This window comes from Sphingobium terrigena, assembly GCF_003591655.1.
GTDB lineage: Bacteria > Pseudomonadota > Alphaproteobacteria > Sphingomonadales > Sphingomonadaceae > Sphingobium > Sphingobium terrigena.
In genome coordinates this window covers 1-17571 of the sequence record NZ_QVRA01000014.1, presented here as the reverse complement: position 1 = coordinate 17571, position 17571 = coordinate 1, and the positions used below count along the sequence as shown (strand labels likewise).

General features: G+C 58.8%; 19 protein-coding genes, 1 tRNA gene and 1 pseudogene. 12 read left to right on the top strand and 9 right to left on the bottom strand.

Annotated features, from left to right (window positions below; genetic code table 11):
* Complete coding sequence (locus D0Z70_RS15280; RefSeq protein WP_119747954.1) at nucleotides 1-393, bottom strand: hypothetical protein; 393 nt, start codon at nucleotides 391-393, stop codon at nucleotides 1-3.
* A gap of 143 nt (nucleotides 394-536) precedes the next feature.
* Nucleotides 537-911 carry a hypothetical protein gene (locus tag D0Z70_RS24950; protein ID WP_182913978.1) on the bottom strand — a complete coding sequence of 125 codons (375 nt, stop codon included), beginning with the start codon at nucleotides 909-911 and terminating at the stop codon, nucleotides 537-539.
* Between D0Z70_RS24950 and D0Z70_RS15275 the strand changes: the two genes are divergently transcribed.
* From D0Z70_RS15275 to D0Z70_RS15265, 3 genes are all read left to right on the top strand, one after another.
* A complete protein-coding gene (locus D0Z70_RS15275) occupies nucleotides 910-1509 on the top strand; it encodes a hypothetical protein (RefSeq protein WP_119747952.1) in 600 nt (199 codons plus the stop codon). The two genes, D0Z70_RS24950 and D0Z70_RS15275, sit on opposite strands and share 2 nt — an antisense overlap.
* Before the next feature lie 315 nt (nucleotides 1510-1824).
* Entirely contained in the window at nucleotides 1825-2871 is a 1047-nt protein-coding gene (locus tag D0Z70_RS15270) for an IS110 family RNA-guided transposase (protein ID WP_119747950.1), read from the top strand.
* A gap of 190 nt (nucleotides 2872-3061) precedes the next feature.
* Entirely contained in the window at nucleotides 3062-3319 is a 258-nt protein-coding gene (locus tag D0Z70_RS15265) for a hypothetical protein (protein ID WP_147418774.1), read from the top strand.
* A gap of 281 nt (nucleotides 3320-3600) precedes the next feature.
* Here D0Z70_RS15265 and D0Z70_RS15260 read toward each other — a convergent pair whose 3' ends face one another.
* The 5 genes from D0Z70_RS15260 to D0Z70_RS15240 form a co-directional block, all read right to left on the bottom strand.
* Nucleotides 3601-4356: a hypothetical protein gene (locus D0Z70_RS15260; RefSeq protein WP_147418773.1), complete on the bottom strand. Its 756-nt coding sequence runs from the start codon at nucleotides 4354-4356 to the stop codon at nucleotides 3601-3603.
* Nucleotides 4357-4511: 155 nt separating this feature from the next.
* Complete coding sequence (locus tag D0Z70_RS15255; protein ID WP_119747943.1) at nucleotides 4512-6020, bottom strand: SAVED domain-containing protein; 1509 nt, start codon at nucleotides 6018-6020, stop codon at nucleotides 4512-4514.
* A 30-nt stretch (nucleotides 6021-6050) separates the two neighbouring features.
* The gene (locus D0Z70_RS15250) at nucleotides 6051-6986 is read right to left on the bottom strand and encodes an AAA family ATPase (protein WP_119747940.1); all 936 of its coding nucleotides are present in this window, start codon (nucleotides 6984-6986) and stop codon (nucleotides 6051-6053) included.
* The gene (locus D0Z70_RS15245) at nucleotides 6986-7498 is read right to left on the bottom strand and encodes an HORMA-1 domain-containing protein (protein ID WP_119747938.1); all 513 of its coding nucleotides are present in this window, start codon (nucleotides 7496-7498) and stop codon (nucleotides 6986-6988) included. The genes D0Z70_RS15250 and D0Z70_RS15245 overlap by 1 nt, the downstream gene beginning before the upstream one ends.
* Before the next feature lie 9 nt (nucleotides 7499-7507).
* Complete coding sequence (locus tag D0Z70_RS15240; RefSeq protein WP_119747936.1) at nucleotides 7508-8473, bottom strand: CBASS oligonucleotide cyclase; 966 nt, start codon at nucleotides 8471-8473, stop codon at nucleotides 7508-7510.
* Between the two features lie 125 nt (nucleotides 8474-8598).
* Between D0Z70_RS15240 and D0Z70_RS15235 the strand changes: the two genes are divergently transcribed.
* The 9 genes and pseudogenes from D0Z70_RS15235 to D0Z70_RS25405 form a co-directional block, all read left to right on the top strand.
* A complete protein-coding gene (locus tag D0Z70_RS15235; protein ID WP_119747934.1) occupies nucleotides 8599-8808 on the top strand; it encodes a transcriptional regulator in 210 nt (69 codons plus the stop codon).
* On the top strand, nucleotides 8805-9422 hold the full coding sequence (locus tag D0Z70_RS15230) for a GNAT family protein (protein WP_119747932.1): 618 nt from the start codon (nucleotides 8805-8807) through the stop codon (nucleotides 9420-9422). Before D0Z70_RS15235 ends, D0Z70_RS15230 begins: the two co-directional genes overlap by 4 nt.
* A 5-nt stretch (nucleotides 9423-9427) precedes the next feature.
* Nucleotides 9428-9913 (top strand): XRE family transcriptional regulator, encoded by a 486-nt coding sequence (locus D0Z70_RS15225; RefSeq protein WP_119747930.1) that lies wholly within the window; start codon nucleotides 9428-9430, stop codon nucleotides 9911-9913.
* Nucleotides 9910-10824 carry an ImmA/IrrE family metallo-endopeptidase gene (locus D0Z70_RS15220; protein ID WP_119747928.1) on the top strand — a complete coding sequence of 305 codons (915 nt, stop codon included), beginning with the start codon at nucleotides 9910-9912 and terminating at the stop codon, nucleotides 10822-10824. Before D0Z70_RS15225 ends, D0Z70_RS15220 begins: the two co-directional genes overlap by 4 nt.
* A gap of 332 nt (nucleotides 10825-11156) precedes the next feature.
* Nucleotides 11157-11492 carry a TfoX/Sxy family protein gene (locus D0Z70_RS15215; RefSeq protein WP_119747926.1) on the top strand — a complete coding sequence of 112 codons (336 nt, stop codon included), beginning with the start codon at nucleotides 11157-11159 and terminating at the stop codon, nucleotides 11490-11492.
* Nucleotides 11493-11904: 412 nt separating this feature from the next.
* Complete coding sequence (locus tag D0Z70_RS15210) at nucleotides 11905-13020, top strand: ABC-three component system protein (protein ID WP_220475652.1); 1116 nt, start codon at nucleotides 11905-11907, stop codon at nucleotides 13018-13020.
* Nucleotides 13017-13505, top strand: a complete 489-nt coding sequence (locus D0Z70_RS15205; protein WP_119747924.1) for a three component ABC system middle component — start codon at nucleotides 13017-13019, stop codon at nucleotides 13503-13505. The genes D0Z70_RS15210 and D0Z70_RS15205 overlap by 4 nt, the downstream gene beginning before the upstream one ends.
* On the top strand, nucleotides 13502-15472 hold the full coding sequence (locus tag D0Z70_RS15200) for a DUF3732 domain-containing protein (protein WP_119747922.1): 1971 nt from the start codon (nucleotides 13502-13504) through the stop codon (nucleotides 15470-15472). The genes D0Z70_RS15205 and D0Z70_RS15200 overlap by 4 nt, the downstream gene beginning before the upstream one ends.
* Nucleotides 15473-15798: 326 nt before the next feature.
* Nucleotides 15799-16851: pseudogene (locus tag D0Z70_RS25405) on the top strand (recombinase family protein); the annotation flags it as partial.
* Between the two features lie 147 nt (nucleotides 16852-16998).
* On the opposite strand, the gene D0Z70_RS25400 reads toward D0Z70_RS25405, so the two are convergent.
* Both D0Z70_RS25400 and D0Z70_RS15190 read right to left on the bottom strand, forming a co-directional pair.
* Entirely contained in the window at nucleotides 16999-17229 is a 231-nt protein-coding gene (locus D0Z70_RS25400) for a hypothetical protein (protein ID WP_239018938.1), read from the bottom strand.
* 220 nt (nucleotides 17230-17449) lie between these two features.
* Nucleotides 17450-17526, bottom strand: a tRNA-Met gene (locus tag D0Z70_RS15190).
* Between the last annotated feature and the right edge of the window lie 45 nt (nucleotides 17527-17571).

The window sequence follows — 17571 nt, the reverse complement described above, 5'->3', positions numbered from 1 at the left end:
TCAGTCCTGAATCACGCCGATATGTCGGAGATGCAAATCACCCGAACGCACATCGAATGGGTCAGAGGTTTGATCAACCAGCGGTCTTTGCGGTACCGACCCCGGCACGATCACCCATTCTCCGCAAGTAACCTTGGCTTTCAAAAATCCATAGCCAAGAACCGCCACGACCGTGATCGGATTGAAGACGATGATGAGCAACACCATGCTGTTGGCGACGGATGTATTCACCCGGTCATACGGAATGGCTATCATGATCTCGAGGCCAATCCAGTACAGCAGCGCCGCTACCCAGTAGAGCTTGGCGTACCATGGCCGCCAAAACCAATCGGCAGCGCGCGGCGATGGCGGGTGTGCCGCATCTGTCTGTTCGAGGTGATCAACAATCTGCATCTGCAGAGCCTTTCCGTTTTGAAAAATAGCACAGGTTTATCCGACTGGAAACTGATCCACCATGATCACCGTGGACCGATCGCCCATAGCCACCGCGATCATCTTGCCCCCTTCTTTCCTCCTGCCCTCCATCGAGCTTTGTTCTACGGTTCTAATAACTGGGCGTACTCCAAATCCTGGGCACGGCCGCAATGAAGAAAAAACGGCCCAATCGAGATGCACCTCCCAGTCTTTCTGCCGAAGCGGATGCCGCCATCCTGCGACTTGCGCGCCTCCTTGGCCGTCAGATCGCCCGTGAACTTGATCAGGAGCGACAGCAGCGAGAAAAGCGCACGGACGTCCCGCCTAAATCGTGCGAATGAGGTTTGTTTGTCAGCCGTTTCAATATCAGATGAACCATTGTCGGGCGAATGTTGCGGCAAATATGCTGCTATTCCTTGCTTGTGTCGGCGCATTTTTGCGCCGTACGGCGGTGCAATTGCAATCTTGCCGACGGAATGATTTTGTCTGAAAATCATGGTCTTTCCGAAGGACGAACTTGTGCCTGCGTTTGCATTCTATCTGGTTTCCGACGAGGGCGAGCCATCAATGAGGCTGGTCGATGTGCCAGATGTTGACGCTGCGAAAACATGGGCAATGGATGCGATCAGATCTGCGTCTTTGCACACCATCCGCTTCTGGGACGGTGTTCGCGCAATCGAGGTGAAACGCCCTGCGATACGGCAACCCAGAAAGAAGCCAAGTGATGCAGAGGAGCGCGGAAAGCGTATGATTGCCATGAAAGCCAAAGGCATGAAACAGCGCGAAATTGCCGCAGCATTTGGGATCAGCATCGGCCGGGTGCGCGATGTCATGGCACGTGAGGAGTTGCGTGCCCGAGAGGAAGCTATTCAAACCAACCGTGCCGCACTGTCGGGCCGGGCCAATAACGTGTTGCAACATTTAGTCATCGAGCCGGAAGCGGACCTTGGCGAGCGCGACCGGCTACTTCCGGAGCGGGTTGCAACATTGACCCGCCGTAAAATCATGAGTGTAGGCAATTCGGGCAAGGTCACTCTTGCCGAGATTGAAGCGTGGCTGTGGGAACGAGGTCGTTGTCTTAGCCCCGATATCTGAGCTGGACATTATAAAGCAGTCTCCGGTGTATTCGGGTCCGGGTCAGTGGGCTCGGCCTGTTGCAGCGTACCGCGAAATGGCACGACGATCAGGGTATGCCGCATCTTTGGCCTAGGTTAGGGGTTTTAAATGAGAGCGGAGTGACTGCATAAGTGGGACTTTCCCGAATGTCGGCTTCAGAATCACAGACTTCAGAAAGATGGTGTATCGCGGCGGCTGCATTTCGACAGCGGATGAGATTGCAGCCCCTTCACGTACGATGCCTGGATCGGGGTCGAGCCTGACCTCGTGCATCGAGGGAAGAAGTGAGACGCAATGACACATTTCGTGGGTTGGGACGTCTCGGTGAAGGAGACGTCGGTGTGCGTGGTGGACGATGCCGGCAAGGTGGTTTGCGAGCAAAAGGTGCCGACCGAGCCGGATGACATAGTCGTTCTACTGACCTCGGTCGGCGAAGACTATGTTAGGATCGGGATCGAGGCCGGGCCGTTGTCGCAATGGCTGGTGAACGGTCTGACCGGGGCGGGTCTCCCAGTCATCTGCGTCGAGACCCGGCACATGAAGGCGCTGTTGAGGGCCCAGCAAATTAACAAGTCCGATCGCAACGATACCCGCGGGATTGCCCAGATGATGCGGGTCGGCCCGTTCAAGCCGGTGCATGCGAAGACGCTGGCCGCGCAGGAGCAACGGATGCTGCTGACAAGCCGCAAACTCGTCCAGCGCAAGCTGATCGACATCGAGTCCGACATGCGGGGCACGCTGCGCAATTTCGGCCTCAAGGTCGGTGTCGTCAGCACGATCGGTTACGAGGCCCGGATCCGGCACTTGGTCGAGGGGTTTCCGAGACTGGCGGCGATCGTCGAACCGCTACTGACGGTGCGGCGGGTGATGCGCCAGCAGTTCGCCGTGCTCCACAAGATGCTGTTCGACACGGTTCGGCATGATCCGGTCTGCAAGCGGTTGACGACCGCGCCCGGCGTCGGAGCTGTCGTGGCGCTCACCTATCGCGCGACCGTCGATCAACCGCAACGGTTCGTCCATTCCAGGGCGGTCGGGGCGCATGTTGGTTTGACACCGAGACGCCATCAGTCGGGCGAGATCGACTATGACGGGGGCATCTCCAAGTCCGGCGACACCATGCTGCGAACGATGCTGTATGAAGCCGCGCAGGTGCTGCTGACCCAGAGCCGGCATTGGTCGTGGCTCAAGGCCTGGGGGATGAAGGTCGCACAGCGCCGAGGCATGCCGAGTGCCATCGTCGCCGTCGCGCGTCGACTGGCGGTAGTTCTCCACCGCATGTGGACGGACGGGACCAATTTCCGCTGGGGCAGCGAGCCCGGCACGGCGATCGCGGTCGCCTGACACGATTTCAAACAGGAGTTTCACGGTTCTGCCTCGGCAGGAAGATGTCCTCACGGGAACGAAGGTGGCGTGAGATCGTAACGGCAGCAGCCCCATTGCGAGGGCGTCCAAAAGACTGATCCACGCCGCTTTCTCTTACCCCCTCATGGGGCGGCTACGAGTCGACCCCGGAGAGAAGCACGAACCCCGTGTGGCGATCTCAAGCTCGGCAGAAAATTATCATTCGCATTTCGTCGTCTATCAACCCGACACGACCGGCGCACTGGCAGCGGCGGAAAACGACCTGCGCCTATTGACTTCGGCCGCGATAGAGAAGCTGCCGTTCCCAGCTTATATTATAGACAGCCGAGAGCCGGAAGACGGCAATGCGCCCCGGTTCAGCCATTCGCTCGCGGCGGAGCCTACCCAAAAAGCGGGCGATCAATCGCGTAAGCGCAAATGGACGTAATCGTGGATGGCGGGATTACCACTTTCGAACGCTGATTGGCGGTATAAAACTTACGTTCATGTCCCAGGACATACACGTCGAAGAGACAAGATGGCGGCGTGTTCGAGCAAGCGGCGCATCGGTACGATGGCCAAGAGCCTCGCAATCAATTTTCTGCTCAGCAGTTGTCGGAGCCCTTGCCGCTCAACCCTCTCTCGAAACGAAGGTTAGGAACGACGTCAGTCGCGCAGCGGACGAGAGCTTTCGATGGCACCGGCGGTCAACGCCCGCTGATCTGAGCTCTAAATATGTCCGCGCTCGTCAGGCGTTTCCATCTCTAGCACTCGAACGAACTCAAGTTGGAGTTGCCGCAGCGGTTCGACCACTGCGGCCGTCATAACAGGCAAGCAGTGCGCCAGCACCAAGGCTATACCACGACCATATTCCAATGCGGAGGTCAGCGCACGAAACACTTGAAATGAATCCCCCGGATAAATGCTGCCTTGATCAAACCTTTTCTGCTCATCGGTAGGCGGAGTGACCTGCACATGGTTACGAATAGCGCGGGTGTTAGGGTGTGCTCCGTAGTCGATGCTCGCCTCGTATAGCGAGCTAATGAACGTGCCCAGGCCTGCCTGCATAATTTCCAAGTGTTTGACGACGTCCGCGACCGTGCCGCCGAACGCCCTGCGAGATGCCTTTCTCTCCGCATCGCCTTTGTCCCGATCAGACCAAACGGCTTCCAGTTCGGGTTTGAGAGAGATTAGCAGCGCGTAGCAAGCAGACTCCAAGGCCGTCCGGAACAAAGGATAGATGGCGGTCTCGTGCCCGCTCATCGCAACGCGGACGCCGCTCGTCCACATCATGAAGGCGTTCGTCGACAGGAACATCGGCACTTCCGCGATCGGCTGCCCGTCGCTCCAAAGTTTCGTGGCGAAGAAATTATAGTAGTCAGTGACGAGTGGCATCAATGGATGATCGCCTGCCAGCAACCCCTCCGTGTTTGCGTTGCCAGTGCGAATGTAGTCTACGAGACTGAGATTGATCCGGACCTTCAACTTAACGCCCTCCAAAGTAAGCCGCTTCTAAATATTGTGACCGCGCCAATCTCGTAACAGAGCGGGAGCAGACTGCGGCCATCGACAAGCTACAAGGACAGCTGGAGACTAACGTGGCCACCTCTCTTCCGCTAAGCGGAACGCGCGGCTCACCTTCAATCCATGAGAAACGATGGTTGATAACTTTTGTTACCGCGCCGGTCGAAATCGAACTCATATATGATGCACGGTGCAACAGCCTGGTGCTGCTGTCCGAAGAAGAAGAGCATCGCATTCGGGACCGACGCGAAAACGTGGACGATCGCGTTAGGGTCTTCGACCTTCGACCGCCGAATCGCATTAGCAACCTGTTCGGCGAGCGCAGTGGCATGTTCGCCGCCTGTGATACTTTGTTGGCCTGGGCCACTCTCGAATGAAAATGACAGCAACGTGCCGATATCGAGCGCATGGCTCGATATGTATTGACGCACCTGTGGCTCGACATCCTGCGCCGCGCTCATAAGCACGGCGATGTCGCGACCGGTACCTTGGGGTGACATGCGCTCAGCGAAACGTGCGCCCGTCGAGCCGTCGTCGGCGCGCCACATACGGGCTCCAACTCTGCCCTTTTGGATGAGATGCACGTCGACGCCCGATTTTACGTTGAGCACGGAGCCCGCCAGAAAGGCGATTGAGGCATGGGCATCGAGGGTCAGGCACAACTTCCGCGATTGTTTGGCAGCGACCGCAAGGAATGCCTCGACCCTCGGCCGAATATCCGACTGCCAGCTCTGACTGTCCTCCAGATACCGCTGACGAAACGCATCAGTCAGAAGAAGCGTGTTCCCTGGCAATGCGCCAGTAAGGTCCGAGGCGGGGCCGAGGAAACTGCGGATCGCGATTGGCAAATACGGATCGGCAGGCCGGACTTCCGCAAGCAGGCCTTCATCGCGGGCAAGCGTCAGCAGTGCCTCGCGGGTGAAGGCGTTCAATCGGCGCGATTTGAGCTGGCGCGCCAGTTCGTCGTAACGGAAATCGGAATCGGCGGCGTTGCAGGTTAGCAGCCCGACGACTTTTGCCTTCAGATTTATTTCGGACCGCAGCTCGTCAAGCGAGCGGTGGCCGTCGATCACGCGGAACCCGCGCAACACCATGCGCAGCGCCTCGTCATCGGCGAGGCCGAGATGCTCGCGCCAGCACTTGCGAATTTTCCCCATCTTGCTGCGGTCAGTCGTGCCGTCGAACAACCGCTCGAGCAAAAGGGTGTGGTCGTTTCCCGAGATCAACGTCGCGAGCGGGTCAGTCGGCAATACTCGGTACGTCGTCAGGAAGGTGAACAGCGACGGAGCCGGCGCGGTCGCCTGCGCATCGCGCAGGCGCTCCAGCAGTGAGAAGGAAGCCGCTCCGATGAATGCTGGGTCGATGAAGTCCTGATAGCCGAAGTGCCCGCCGCGATCGACGTGATACTTTACCTGATGGTAGTCAGCATGGATACGGTCTGGGCCGGAACGGGGCACGGGCGGATCATATTTTACGACGACGTCGTCAAAGGCTTTTGGGCCATTCGCTTCAAACGTCACCTCGACGACGCAGGCCGTGTCGTCGAGCAAGTTCAAGGCATTCTGCCAGAACACGCGCGACTGGTAGTTGTTGCCATGCCAACTTGCTGTAATCGCATCGACCACGCTATCGTTCCGTTTTCGCGAACATGGCGATCATGCCGTACCGTCGCGGAAGGGCGGGGTGGGTCGAATCTGCCTTGCTAGTTCAAGCGCGCGACTGCTGGTGATCGCGCGATCAGGATAGGCGTCCAGAACGAGGGTGGGGATTAGGCGCTGGGTGAGATCGGAATAGGTAAACCCAGGGTTGCTCCGATCCTCGCCGGTCGCGGCGACGATCCGCTCCACATCACCCGCATTCAAGCCGGCCTCGTTGAGTGGGCCTTGAAGCACAGCGCGGCGCTGCTCCGCATTAGGCCGCGTAAAGGAAAAGATCTCCGCCGCGCGGCGCTGCACAGCCGGATCGATCGCCGATAGGCGATTGGTGCAAAGGATCACCGCAGCCGGCACGCGCTTGGCGGCGAGTTGATCGACGCCGCGGATGAACGCGTTCACGCCGGCCCGGTCCTCGTGATGCATCTGTGCGTCCTCGCGGCTCTGAGTGAGCGCGTCCGCCTCATCAACCAGCAGGATCACGCCGCCGGACGCGCGGGCGCCATTGCCCTGCAGCTTAGAAGCCGCCTCGAGTGTCAAGTCGAACGCGGCCGAGACCAGTCGTGTCATTTCGCCGACCTTGCCGCTACCGCGGGTGGACAGACTAAGCGGATAGAGCGTAACGGGTATGTCTTCCTGCCGCGCGATTGCGTCCCCGATCGTTTCGGCGAGCTCGGTCTTACCCGATCCCACATCACCCGCGAGAATGACAAGCGGAGGGCGGCACTCGACATAGTCGAGCAGAACCTGCGCATCCGGATGAAATCTCTTCGCCCAGGCACGCGGCCCCGCCGGATTGACCAGAATGCCCAGCATCTTGGTCAAACGCTGCTTGGTCTCTTCGACGCCGACTAGACGGTTAAGGCGGCGGCGAGCATCGAGGTCGGGAAAATCCAGCCGACGATCAAACAGCTCGCCGAGAGTCAATCGTTCTGACATTACCACGTCCTCACACTGCTGCGCCCAAGTCCGCGGCCACCTGCCGAATAACTGAGATCGTCACTCCACGCCCCGCTCTCCAGATTGGGGACGGAGCTGGTCGATCGCTGAATCGGCAAGCTCTTCTTGATGCTGTCGCGCTCCGCCTGGGTCAAGTTTAACCAAGTATTTGAATAACTGAGGAAAGAAGTGAAATGCGCGCCCGCAATATCTATTCCGGGCCGGATTTTGCCGGGATCGTCATCAGTCGCCAAGGAACCGCCCGGCGTGGCGCGATAGCGCACCGATGCAGGGGTCCAGAGCGAATTTCGCTGGAACCCGTAAACGACCGTATCGACCGCATCGTGCTTCAGCAGCCCGACAAGCTCGCCCTCATATCGGTCGATCAGATCGTCGCTTGGCGATCCATAGAAACGCTGGAAGCGCTTAAGGTCGGTCGCCACCTTCGACGCGATATAACGCGCATGGGTGATCGTAAAGGTGCTCGTCTCTGTCGTAGTATAGCTGCTCATCGTCGATCCTTAGACGTCAAAGCTCGGCCCGAAGACCTTCTGCCAATAACGGACGGTGTCGCCCTTCGAAATCGCGCGGAGCGCCGCATCCACCGCGTCGCCGGCGTCTATCGCTGCTTCGATGATTAAGCCGCGATTGGCTTCGGTATAGAGCTTCGCCACATTGTTCTCGCAGTTCACCGGATCCCAGATGCGGACCGGGTTGCTGGTCAAGACGCAGGTTCCTGCCGGATAATAATCAGTGAACGAAATCACTGACCGAAGCTGGTCGTTCGCTAGGAAGGTGAAGAACGATTGCAGTGCCTCGGGATAGTCGTTCAACGCGACGCCCCGGTCCGCTAAGTGAGCCAGGATCAATTCGATCATGAACGACTTAAAACGGAAATTGCTATCTTCGCGCTTCCTCAGTCCGGCCCAGAATTTAATGAGCCGGACCATTTGAGCGAAATGCACCGGATTTCCCGCTTTGCGCTTGCGGACAAAGTCGAGGTGCATCGGCACGCTCGTCATGAGCGGCTCGCCGGTGTCCTGCGAAATCAAATTGCCGCGCCACTGAGGATCGCCCGTATAGAGGATCGGCACGATGTCGACTTCATTGCCGGTCGCGATAAAATTCACGGATACCGAATAAGTCTTACGGACGATCTGCGACGGCTTAAAGCCCGGAAACGCGCTTTCCAGGCGCTTGGCCAGCCACTCGATCAGATCGCCGACCGCATGCGGCGCGGACTCCGAGGCCACATAGCAGGCAACATCGATATCGCTGACCGACTTGAGCGCCGTCCCCTTCGCCAAGCTGCCGGACAGAAGCATCTTCTTCAGTCCGAAATCGGGATGATGCGACAAATAGGTCTCGAGCTTGTCGCGCAACCGGTTCGCTTGGGCACGCAACTCGCTGGCATCCTCGCGCTTCAGGTTCACGCGCGCATCCGCAAAGCGGACAATGTCACCATGGTTTACGTACTCACGACTCATTGGACATCTCCTCCATCAATACATAGTAGCTATATTTTAGCTATTCAATAGGCAAAAATTAAAGGTTTAAAGTTGACAATGTAGCTATTACGCCCATATACAGTGCTGCAGTAACGGAGATTCCGATGTCCAAGCGGACCATGACCCTCAACCTCACGGACGCCGAGATGCGGGCGCTCGAAGACCTGTCGATGCGCAAGGATCTGAGCAAGACCGCCGTTCTGCGCCAAGCGCTGCGCCTCTATCAGATGCTCGACGCAAGGGTTGAGAAGGGCGACAAACTCGTCTTCGAAAACGAGGCTACGCAGGACAAAGCCGAGCTCATGCTTTTGTGACCTTTGCGACCGCGCCGACTTTCCTTCGGGATCTCACGACCGACGACGTCGTGCCTGCCGAACTCGTCTACGGGATCGGCGTGAATCACATCATGGACTGGCACAATGCTTGGCAGCCTGCGTTAGGCGCGCTCAAGGCTGCGCTCCACGAACAGGGCGTGCCCAAGTCGGAGTGGCCGCAGACCGGACACTGGAACTGGGCAGCAAAGGTCGTTGAAGACGAGCTGCTGGCCTTTCGAACGTTCAGCATCACGGCTGAAGGGATGACGCAGGCACTGATGCGGGTCGATCTCACCAAGACGGCCCGCTTGGAAGGCGTGAGCGGCAAGCCGCTCGTCTACGTCGATTATCTGGAGGTAGCGCCATGGAATCAGTCATTTGCCGGCACGCAGAAAAAGTATCGCGGCGCAGGGCCGATTTTGTTGGCCGCAGCGGTCGAGCTAAGCTTCGAGGAGGGCTTCAAGGGGCGAATCGGGCTGCATTCCCTACCGCAGGCGGAACCTTACTACGAGAAGGAAGGCATGATCGACCTCGGTCCAGATGCACAGGTGCAAAATTTACGATATTACGAGATGACCTCCGACGTGGCTCAAACGTTATTGGCGCAGGAGTGAAGAGAGTGCCGATAGAGAGATCAAGGGAATGGTGGCTTGCCCGCATCGATGCGGAGCCGGATGGCCCGATTGGTGCCGGAAGCATTTTCGGCCAGCCGGCAGACGGATTGTCTGCCCAGGCAGCGGATGATAGTGCCACCACCTTCGGTGAATTCGTGCATCTGCTTCGGCGGCGTGAGGGCCTGTCGGTTGACGAGTTCGCGAACGCAGTGAATATCGAACTCAGCGAGGCGCAGGCTATTGAGGAGGATCCCTATTATTGCGTGGAGGGACGGACCGTCTGGTACATTGCGCAGAAATTCCATTTTTCACAATTGAAGCTGAACGAGCTCGCTGGCGTCATCGTGGCGAACGATGTCGATCCCCATGTCGCGCAGCGGCGATTCGCTGCACGGTCCGAACTTCGCGGACGCCTCTCCGACGACGAGCTCGATCTCCTTAATTCGGTCGTCGCAGTAATCCAGGACCGAGCGGATCGGTCACGGGCATGAGGAATGTCGCGCTCGGTCCGCGCACAATTTCGGACATCGACGGGCAGATCGAAAAGATCATCCGAGGGCTCGGCAATCCCGAGCCACCCATCGATCTGCGCATCGTCCGCGATTTGCTCAAGCTCGACAGGCAATTCTACAGCTCGACAGATCATGGGTTCGTGAGCGAAGTCTTCAGCCGGATGAAGATCGCCGGGCAGCAGGTGTTTCAGCGCCCAACTCTTTTGAAGGAGGCGATCGCAAAGCTTAGCCTAAAGGCGCTCTATCTTCCGGATTCCAGACGCATTTTGCTCGATGCTGACGTGCCGGAGTTGAAGCACCGCTGGAGTGAGGCGCATGAAATCGGCCATAGCGTCATCCCTTGGCACGAAGGCATGATGTACGGGGATGACCGAGTGACATTGGCGCCGTCATGTCACGAGACGATGGAGGCCGAAGCCAACTATGCGGCTGGTCGGCTCCTGTTCCTAGCTGACCGCTTCACTGAAGAGGCGATGTCGAGCCCGCCCTCTATCACTCTAATTCGGCAGCTAAGTAGCCATTATGGCAACACTATCACATCAACCCTCTGGAGATTCGTCGAGCAAGCAGAGGCTCAGCGGCCAATGGTGGCTCTTGTGACAGGACACCCGCATTCAAGCCGACGTAAAGCGGATTTCGACGCAGTCAACCCATGCCGCTATTGCGTTCAGTCACCGCTGTTCCGCGCGAACTTTGGCCGCCTGACGGATGTTGACCTGTTTGGAATCGTAAGCGGGTATTCGGGTTCGCAGCGCGCTGGTCCGCTTGGTGACGCCGAGGTTCTCCTCGTGAACGACGACGGGCAAAGGCACCTTTTTAAATTCGAAAGCTTCTTCAACGGATATGAAGCACTGACGCTCGGGGTTTGGCAACAGCCCAGCCCAGCCTGAGAAATGAGCGGATTGAGTGAGATGGGCAGTCCTCAAATAGCTTGCTGACTATCGGCCGGAAAAGGGCAGCGGCCCAATAACGCCGAACCTCGGTGTTGCGAGCTAAGCGGCCCCACCGTTCACCCAACCTCAGTTTTACCGAAGCTGCGGCCGCCATGACAGGTTTCCTCGGCAAGACCGCTGGGAAGTACTAATCTGCTGTCGGCCCAGTCTCGGGCATCCAGAATGAGAAAGCAGACGGACCGCTGCTGGGAACGAAGAATCGGGGGCTGAACGGCCACAAAGGGTCGATTGACCCTCGACCTTTTCATCAGGACAGTCGATATTGCCTTATGGCGTCAGATCGTAGAACCGTTGAATTCCTTGTTGAGCAGTTGGCAGGCAGCGGCACCGTTTCAGCCAAGGCGATGTTTGGCGAATTCGGCATTTATTGCGATGGGAAAATGGTTGCATTGGTCTGCGACGACCACCTATTCGTAAAGCCCACGGTTGGAGGGCGGGCATTCGCTGCCGGTGCGGAAGAAGCCCCTCCATATCCCGGTGCAAAGCCCTGTCTCCTGATCGACGCGGAAAAGTGGGATGACCGTGAGTGGCTTGCTGAGATCGTTCGTATCACATCCCAGGAATTGCCTGCTCCCAAGGTCAGGACCAAGCGCAAATCCGGTTGATGGAACGCCTGGCAGAAGCCCGTGTTCGTTAAACTAATGTCCGCCTTTGGAATGTGGAGATTGGATCGTTGAATGCCCGGGAAGGGTCGACTGCTACCGGAAGCGAACGCGGAGTCGTGGAACTTACTCGACATTCCGGCAGCGGTGCGGAACGGCAGCTTCCAGTAGTAGCAACAGACGTCCTGATGTTCGCTGGTGCCACTGCTGTAAGATCGTCAGTAGCTATTCAGTTATTGTTTCGAGCTGAAGTTGCATCCATGATCAGGCGACGATGAGGGGATTCAGTGGATGACCGAAGGACATCATGCGGTAGGGGATGCCGAACGCAATGCCTGAACCTCGCTCGATATTTTCCGCTGCGGAATCAGGACTTGGCTTCATATATCAGCCCAGGCTAGCGCTGCTGAGGCTTTTGTCCCTGCCCGAAAGCACCTCGCTTCTCATCGAGAAAAGCGACGATCTCGAGTTTGACACGGCGGGCGGACGAAAGACCCTGGCGTCGCTGAAGCACAAGGCCGAGGGCGACAGGCTGACGGATCTGGACGTCGACTTCTGGAAATCCGTGAGGGTATGGCTGGCCTATTATGTCGACAACGGCAGGATCAGCTCTAACACCGACTTCGTCTTGTTCACCACGGCGGTCATCGCGCCGGGATCGAAGCTGACGCTGTTTGCGGAGGTCGATAGCGATCCGGCAGATCGAGCAGCAATGGCCGCAATGCTTCTAGATCGCAGCACCTCTGCGACGATCGGCAAGACCAAGACGGATCTGGCCGAGCTGACGGAGGACGAACTCGTCGACTTCTATGGCCGGATCCTCATTCTGGACGGAAGCCCGCGTATCGACACGATCTCGCAGATCGTGCTCGACCAGCATCTAAGGACCGTCCGCCGGGACGTCCGGGGTCCGCTCTTCCAGCGGCTGGAAGGCTGGTGGATGGACTTGATGATCAAGGTACTCACCGGTGAGCGAATAGGCCTGGTCTACGGCCATGAGGTGTCGGACAAGCTCTCTTCGATTGCCGAAGAGTACCGGTCCGACAGTCTGCCCATCACCTTCCGCGGCCGGATGCCCGACGGGCGGATCGACGTCGCCAACGACACCCGTCTATTTGTCGAGCAACTTCGGGACCTCGACGTATCCCCCGCCCGCATCCAGAGCGCTATCATCGACTATTACCGCGCCTTCGAGCAGCGGTCGAGCTGGGCGCGGGAGAATCTGCTGATCTCGGGGGAGATGGAAGAATATGAGGATCGGTTGATCGAAGAGTGGGGCCGCTTCCGGGATATAATCTTCGAGACCCTTCATGATGCCAGCGGGGACGACGCTTTCCGGGCGGCCGGACGCCAACTCTACAAATGGGCTGAAACGGAAACCGGGGAATTGCGGATCAGGGAGCGTGTGACCGAGGCTTACGTCGTTCGCGGCGCCTTTCAGATTCTCGCCAACGCCCGTCCCATGCCGCGGGTGCACTGGAATCCCGCATTCATGAAGCGCCTCGCCGATCTGCTCGGGGTAGCTGCATGAAACGGTGGGACCTTAGACCCGTAGAGATCAGGAACCTTTTCAATCCGGCCTTCTGCGGCCTTGTCCTGTTCCGCGCGCTCGCGGCCTATGAGGATGAAGATGTGCGTGGGATGCCGTTCTCGCTTACGCTGCTCGTCCTGCCGCTCTGCCTGCAGCGGGACGCGCGCGAAACCCTCGCCAAGGCGAACCGAAGCTATTTTCTGAAGATCGTTGTGGCTAATCCGCAGATGCTCGTCGATCTGCCGAAACGAACGACGGATCTCCTGCCGTTCGCGTTCGAGGCGCTCGGGTTGCTGATGCAGCTCGGCGCCCTCGTCGTCACGCCCGACGGTCGCCTGCGGACGGTCCGAGAGGGCGTCCGCAAGGGAATAGATGGCACGCCCGAGTCGATCTCCTGTCAGCGGGTGGCGAAATTCCTCGGTCGCGAATTCGCCCAGATTGGCGATCGCGTCACAATTTACACGACCTTGGGGGTCCGACCATGAAGATCAAGTCGATCCACCTCTATAGCTATGACGGCCGCAGGCGGGATGTGCAGTTTCACCTGAACGGCCTCAATGTCATCACTGGACGGTCCTCGACCGGCAAATCGGCTCTGTCGGAAATCATCGAATATTGCATGGGGCGCTCGACCTTCAACATTCCCGAAGGCGTCATACGCGATCGCGTAAGCTGGTTCGCCGTCATCTATCAGTTCGCCGGAGAGCAGGTGCTGGTGGCCAAGCCGTCGCCGGGCTCAGGTCGAAGCAGCTGCAGCACCGCTATGATCCGGCGCGGTGCGGACATCGCTGCTCCAGACCACACTGATCTTCTGGTCAATGACGACGACAGCGGGGTCGAGACCCTTCTCTCACGCATGATCGGCATCCCCGAGAACACCACGGCGGTGCCGCTGGAGAACAGCCGTGAGAGCTATGACGCTAATATCAAGCACACCTATTACTATCTGTTCCAGAAGCAGACGATCGTCGCCAACAAGGACCAGCTCTTCTACCGGCAAAACGAGCCATTCCAACCACAGGCGATCAAGGACACCCTGCCTATTCTCCTGGGGGTATCCTCGAGAAACCGCTACAAGCTGGAGGCCCAGCTGCGCACGCTCCAGCGCGATCGCCGGCTGAACGGCAAGCTGCTCGAGCAGGCCAGGGGCGCGGTCGAAACCTCCGAGGAGCGCGCTCTTGGATTGATTTCGGAAGCGCGCAGCGTCGGCATATTCGCCACCGACCGCGGCGCCGGCGAGCCTGTCGTCAGCCTCCTTCGCGACGCCCTGTCGTGGACGCCGGCACCCGTGCCCGAAGACGACGGCCAGAGGGTCGCCACCATTGAAACAAACCTCTTCGGCCTTCGCGAGCAGCGTCGCGAGATTCAGCGACGGATCGACGCTACGGTCCAGTTCGCCAAAAGGTCGGAGGGCTTCGAGAGCGAGGCCGGGGAGCAGCGCGACCGTCTGGCCTCGATCAAGGCCCTACCGAAAAGCAAGGAAACGGGCGAGTGGCAGTGGCCCTTCACCGAAGCTAATCTGGCGCTATCCAGCCCTATCGCGAGCATGCTTCTGGCGGAGATCGAGTCGCTGGACCAGGAAATGACCGCCGTTCGGGGCGAGCGACCTGCCCTGGAAGCCTATCTCGTGGTTCAGCGCACGGCGCTTGAGGCGGTTGGGGATCAGATCCGCACCAAAGAGGTCGAGCTGTCGGCGGCGATCGCCTCAAACGAGGTCATCGCGCAGATGGGTAATCGCAACAACGCCGCGTCCCGGGTTGTGGGCCGAGTCAGCCTCTTCCTGGAGAATCTCCTTCCCGACGCCGAGATGGCGCGTCTTGAGGCCGAGGAGAAACGGTTGAAAGCGAAGGCCGACGATCTGGAACGAAAGATCGGGGCAGATGATTCCGGCGAACGGCTCGCCTCGACGCTGAACAACATCTCCATGCACATGTCGCGCTACATTACCGATCTGGGCGGCGAATTCGGCCAGTATCCGGCGCGCCTCGACATGCACAACCTGACCGTTGTAATCGACCGACCGAGCCGACCGATCTACATGCCCAGGACGGGCGGGGGCGAGAACCATCTTGCTTACCACTTGGCGGCCCTGTTGGCGCTCCACCGGTTCGCCGCCAACAACGATCAGCCTTTGCCGCGCTTCCTGCTAATCGACCAGCCGACCCAGGTCTATTTTCCGTCCGAGACGGTCTATGCCGCAGCCGGCGGATCGATCGAGAAGACAGAAACGGATGCGGATCTTGAAGCCGTCCGCCGCTTGTTCGAGGTGCTCCGGCGCTTTGGCGAGGAGGACGCCAAGGGATTCCAGATTATCGTGACGGAACACGCCAATCTTCGCGACGACTGGTTCCAGTCCGCCTTGGTCGAGCAACCGTGGACCAAGCCGCCCGCGCTCGTTCCGAACGACTGGCCGGACGAGAGCGACGAAAGCGCATCGGTCGTGCCGTCATAGATCGGTGAAACGAAGCTTGGTGGCCTTGGGCCTGCGCCACGACATTGCTCAAGGTCGGAACAAGCTGGCCGAGCATCTGCTCGGACCGCCGGATCAACAGAAGGCGGATTACACCAGCATCGCAAATAATTGCTCACAGATTGCCGACTAAAGCCAACGGTAGCACCCCGCGACGGTTGATTGATGACGATGTCGAAGCCCGCCCATCAATGTTGGCCGACAGCAGTGCAGTATAGAAGCGCGCTCTAATTTTGATCGCAGCTGCAGATTGGCAAGCATGGTCAAATCTGTAGACTGACCCCAAAGCTCATCTCTGGAGACTCCGAATGCCCCGCGTCGCGCTATATGCCCGCTATTCCGATGACAAGCAGAGCCCTGCATCCATCGACGACCAGTTTTTGATATGTCGTGAACAGGCGGCGCGCGAAGGCTGGCGGATTGTCGCCAATTATAAGGATGCAGCGATCTCGGGCGCGAGCGTCATACTGCGTCCCGGCATCCAGTCACTTTTGCAGGATGCGCAGATGGGGCGCTTCGACATCCTGCTCGCCGAAGCGCTGGATCGCGTGTCACGCGACCAGGCTGATGTCGCCACGCTCTACAAAAACCTCCAGTTTGCTGGGGTCAAAATCGTTACGCTGGCCGAGGGCGAGGTTTCCGAACTGCATGTCGGCCTCAAGGGCACGATGAACGCTCTGTTCCTCAAGGATCTTGCCAAGAAGACCCACCGCGGTCTGCGCGGCCGCGTCGAGAAGGGCAAATCCGGGGGCGGGCTTTGCTTTGGCTACGACGTCGTGCGGCGCTTCTCGAGCGAAGGCGAACCTGTGCACGGCGAGCGGAGTATCAATGCCGCGGAAGCTGAAGTCATTCGCCAGGTTTTTCGACAGTTCGCCAACGGGCTCAGCCCCCATGCAATCGCCTGCCGCCTGAATGCCTCCGGGATTTCTGCCCCAACGGGGAAGCTGTGGACATCGACCACGATCCGCGGCCACGCCAAGCGCGGCACCGGCCTCCTCAACAATGAGCTTTATATCGGCAAACTTGTCTGGAACCGGCTGCGCTATCTGAAGAACCCGCAAACCGGCAAGCGGGTTTCCCGCATCAATCCCAAATCCGAATGGATTGTGACCGAGGTTCCTGACCTGCGGATCGTGGATGAAGAACTCTGGCACGCTGTGAAGGCAAGGCAGGAGAATATCGCTATCCAATATGCCGACGGCATTGCGGCAACTCGCTCTGCTCAGACAGCCCTTAATCGAACGCATCGCCCAAAAAGTCTTCTCTCCGGCCTGGTCTACTGCGGCTGCTGCGGCGGTTCTTATTCCCTTCGCGGGCGGGGGCGGTTTGCCTGTTCGAACCATGGTGATACGAAAAGCTGCGCGAACGGGCATAGCATCACGCGCGACAAACTCGAAGCGCGCGTCCTTGATGGTCTGCGCGATCGCATGATGACCCCGGAGGTCGCAGCAGAGGCCATTCGGACCTATGTCGAGGAGAGCAACCGGATCAACCACCAGCGCCGCGCGTCAGAAATCGCCGATCGAACCGAGCTGCAGAAAGTCCTCAAGGCGATCAAGGGCCTCGTGACACTCGCAAAGGCAGGTAAGGGCACACGCGCGCTTGTCGATGAGCTTCTGGAGCTGGAAGCGCAGGAGGATGCGATCCGCGCTCGTTTGGCTGCGGCCCCTGTTGACGTGCCTGACATCCATCCCAACATCTCCGAGATTTATCGGCGCAAAGTCGAGCGATTGACGCACGCACTATCTCAACCGGAGGAGCGCCAGGAAGCCGCCGATGCGTTGCGGGCGCTGATCGAGCGGATCGAGCTTACGCCCGGCGCGAAGCGCGGTGAGGTCAACGCGATGCTCTACGGCGAGTTTGGCAGGATCCTGGAGTGGATCGAGCAGCGTCGAGTGGCGCAGAATGCACAAAGCCCCGGCGCTTTGGCGTCGGGGCTTTGTGGAATGTCGGTTTCGGTGGTTGCGGGAGTAGGATTTGAACCTACGACCTTCAGGTTATGAGCCTGACGAGCTACCGGGCTGCTCCATCCCGCGACGGTAACGATAAAAGGGCGACCTTTTGGGTCGCCCTTTTATGAA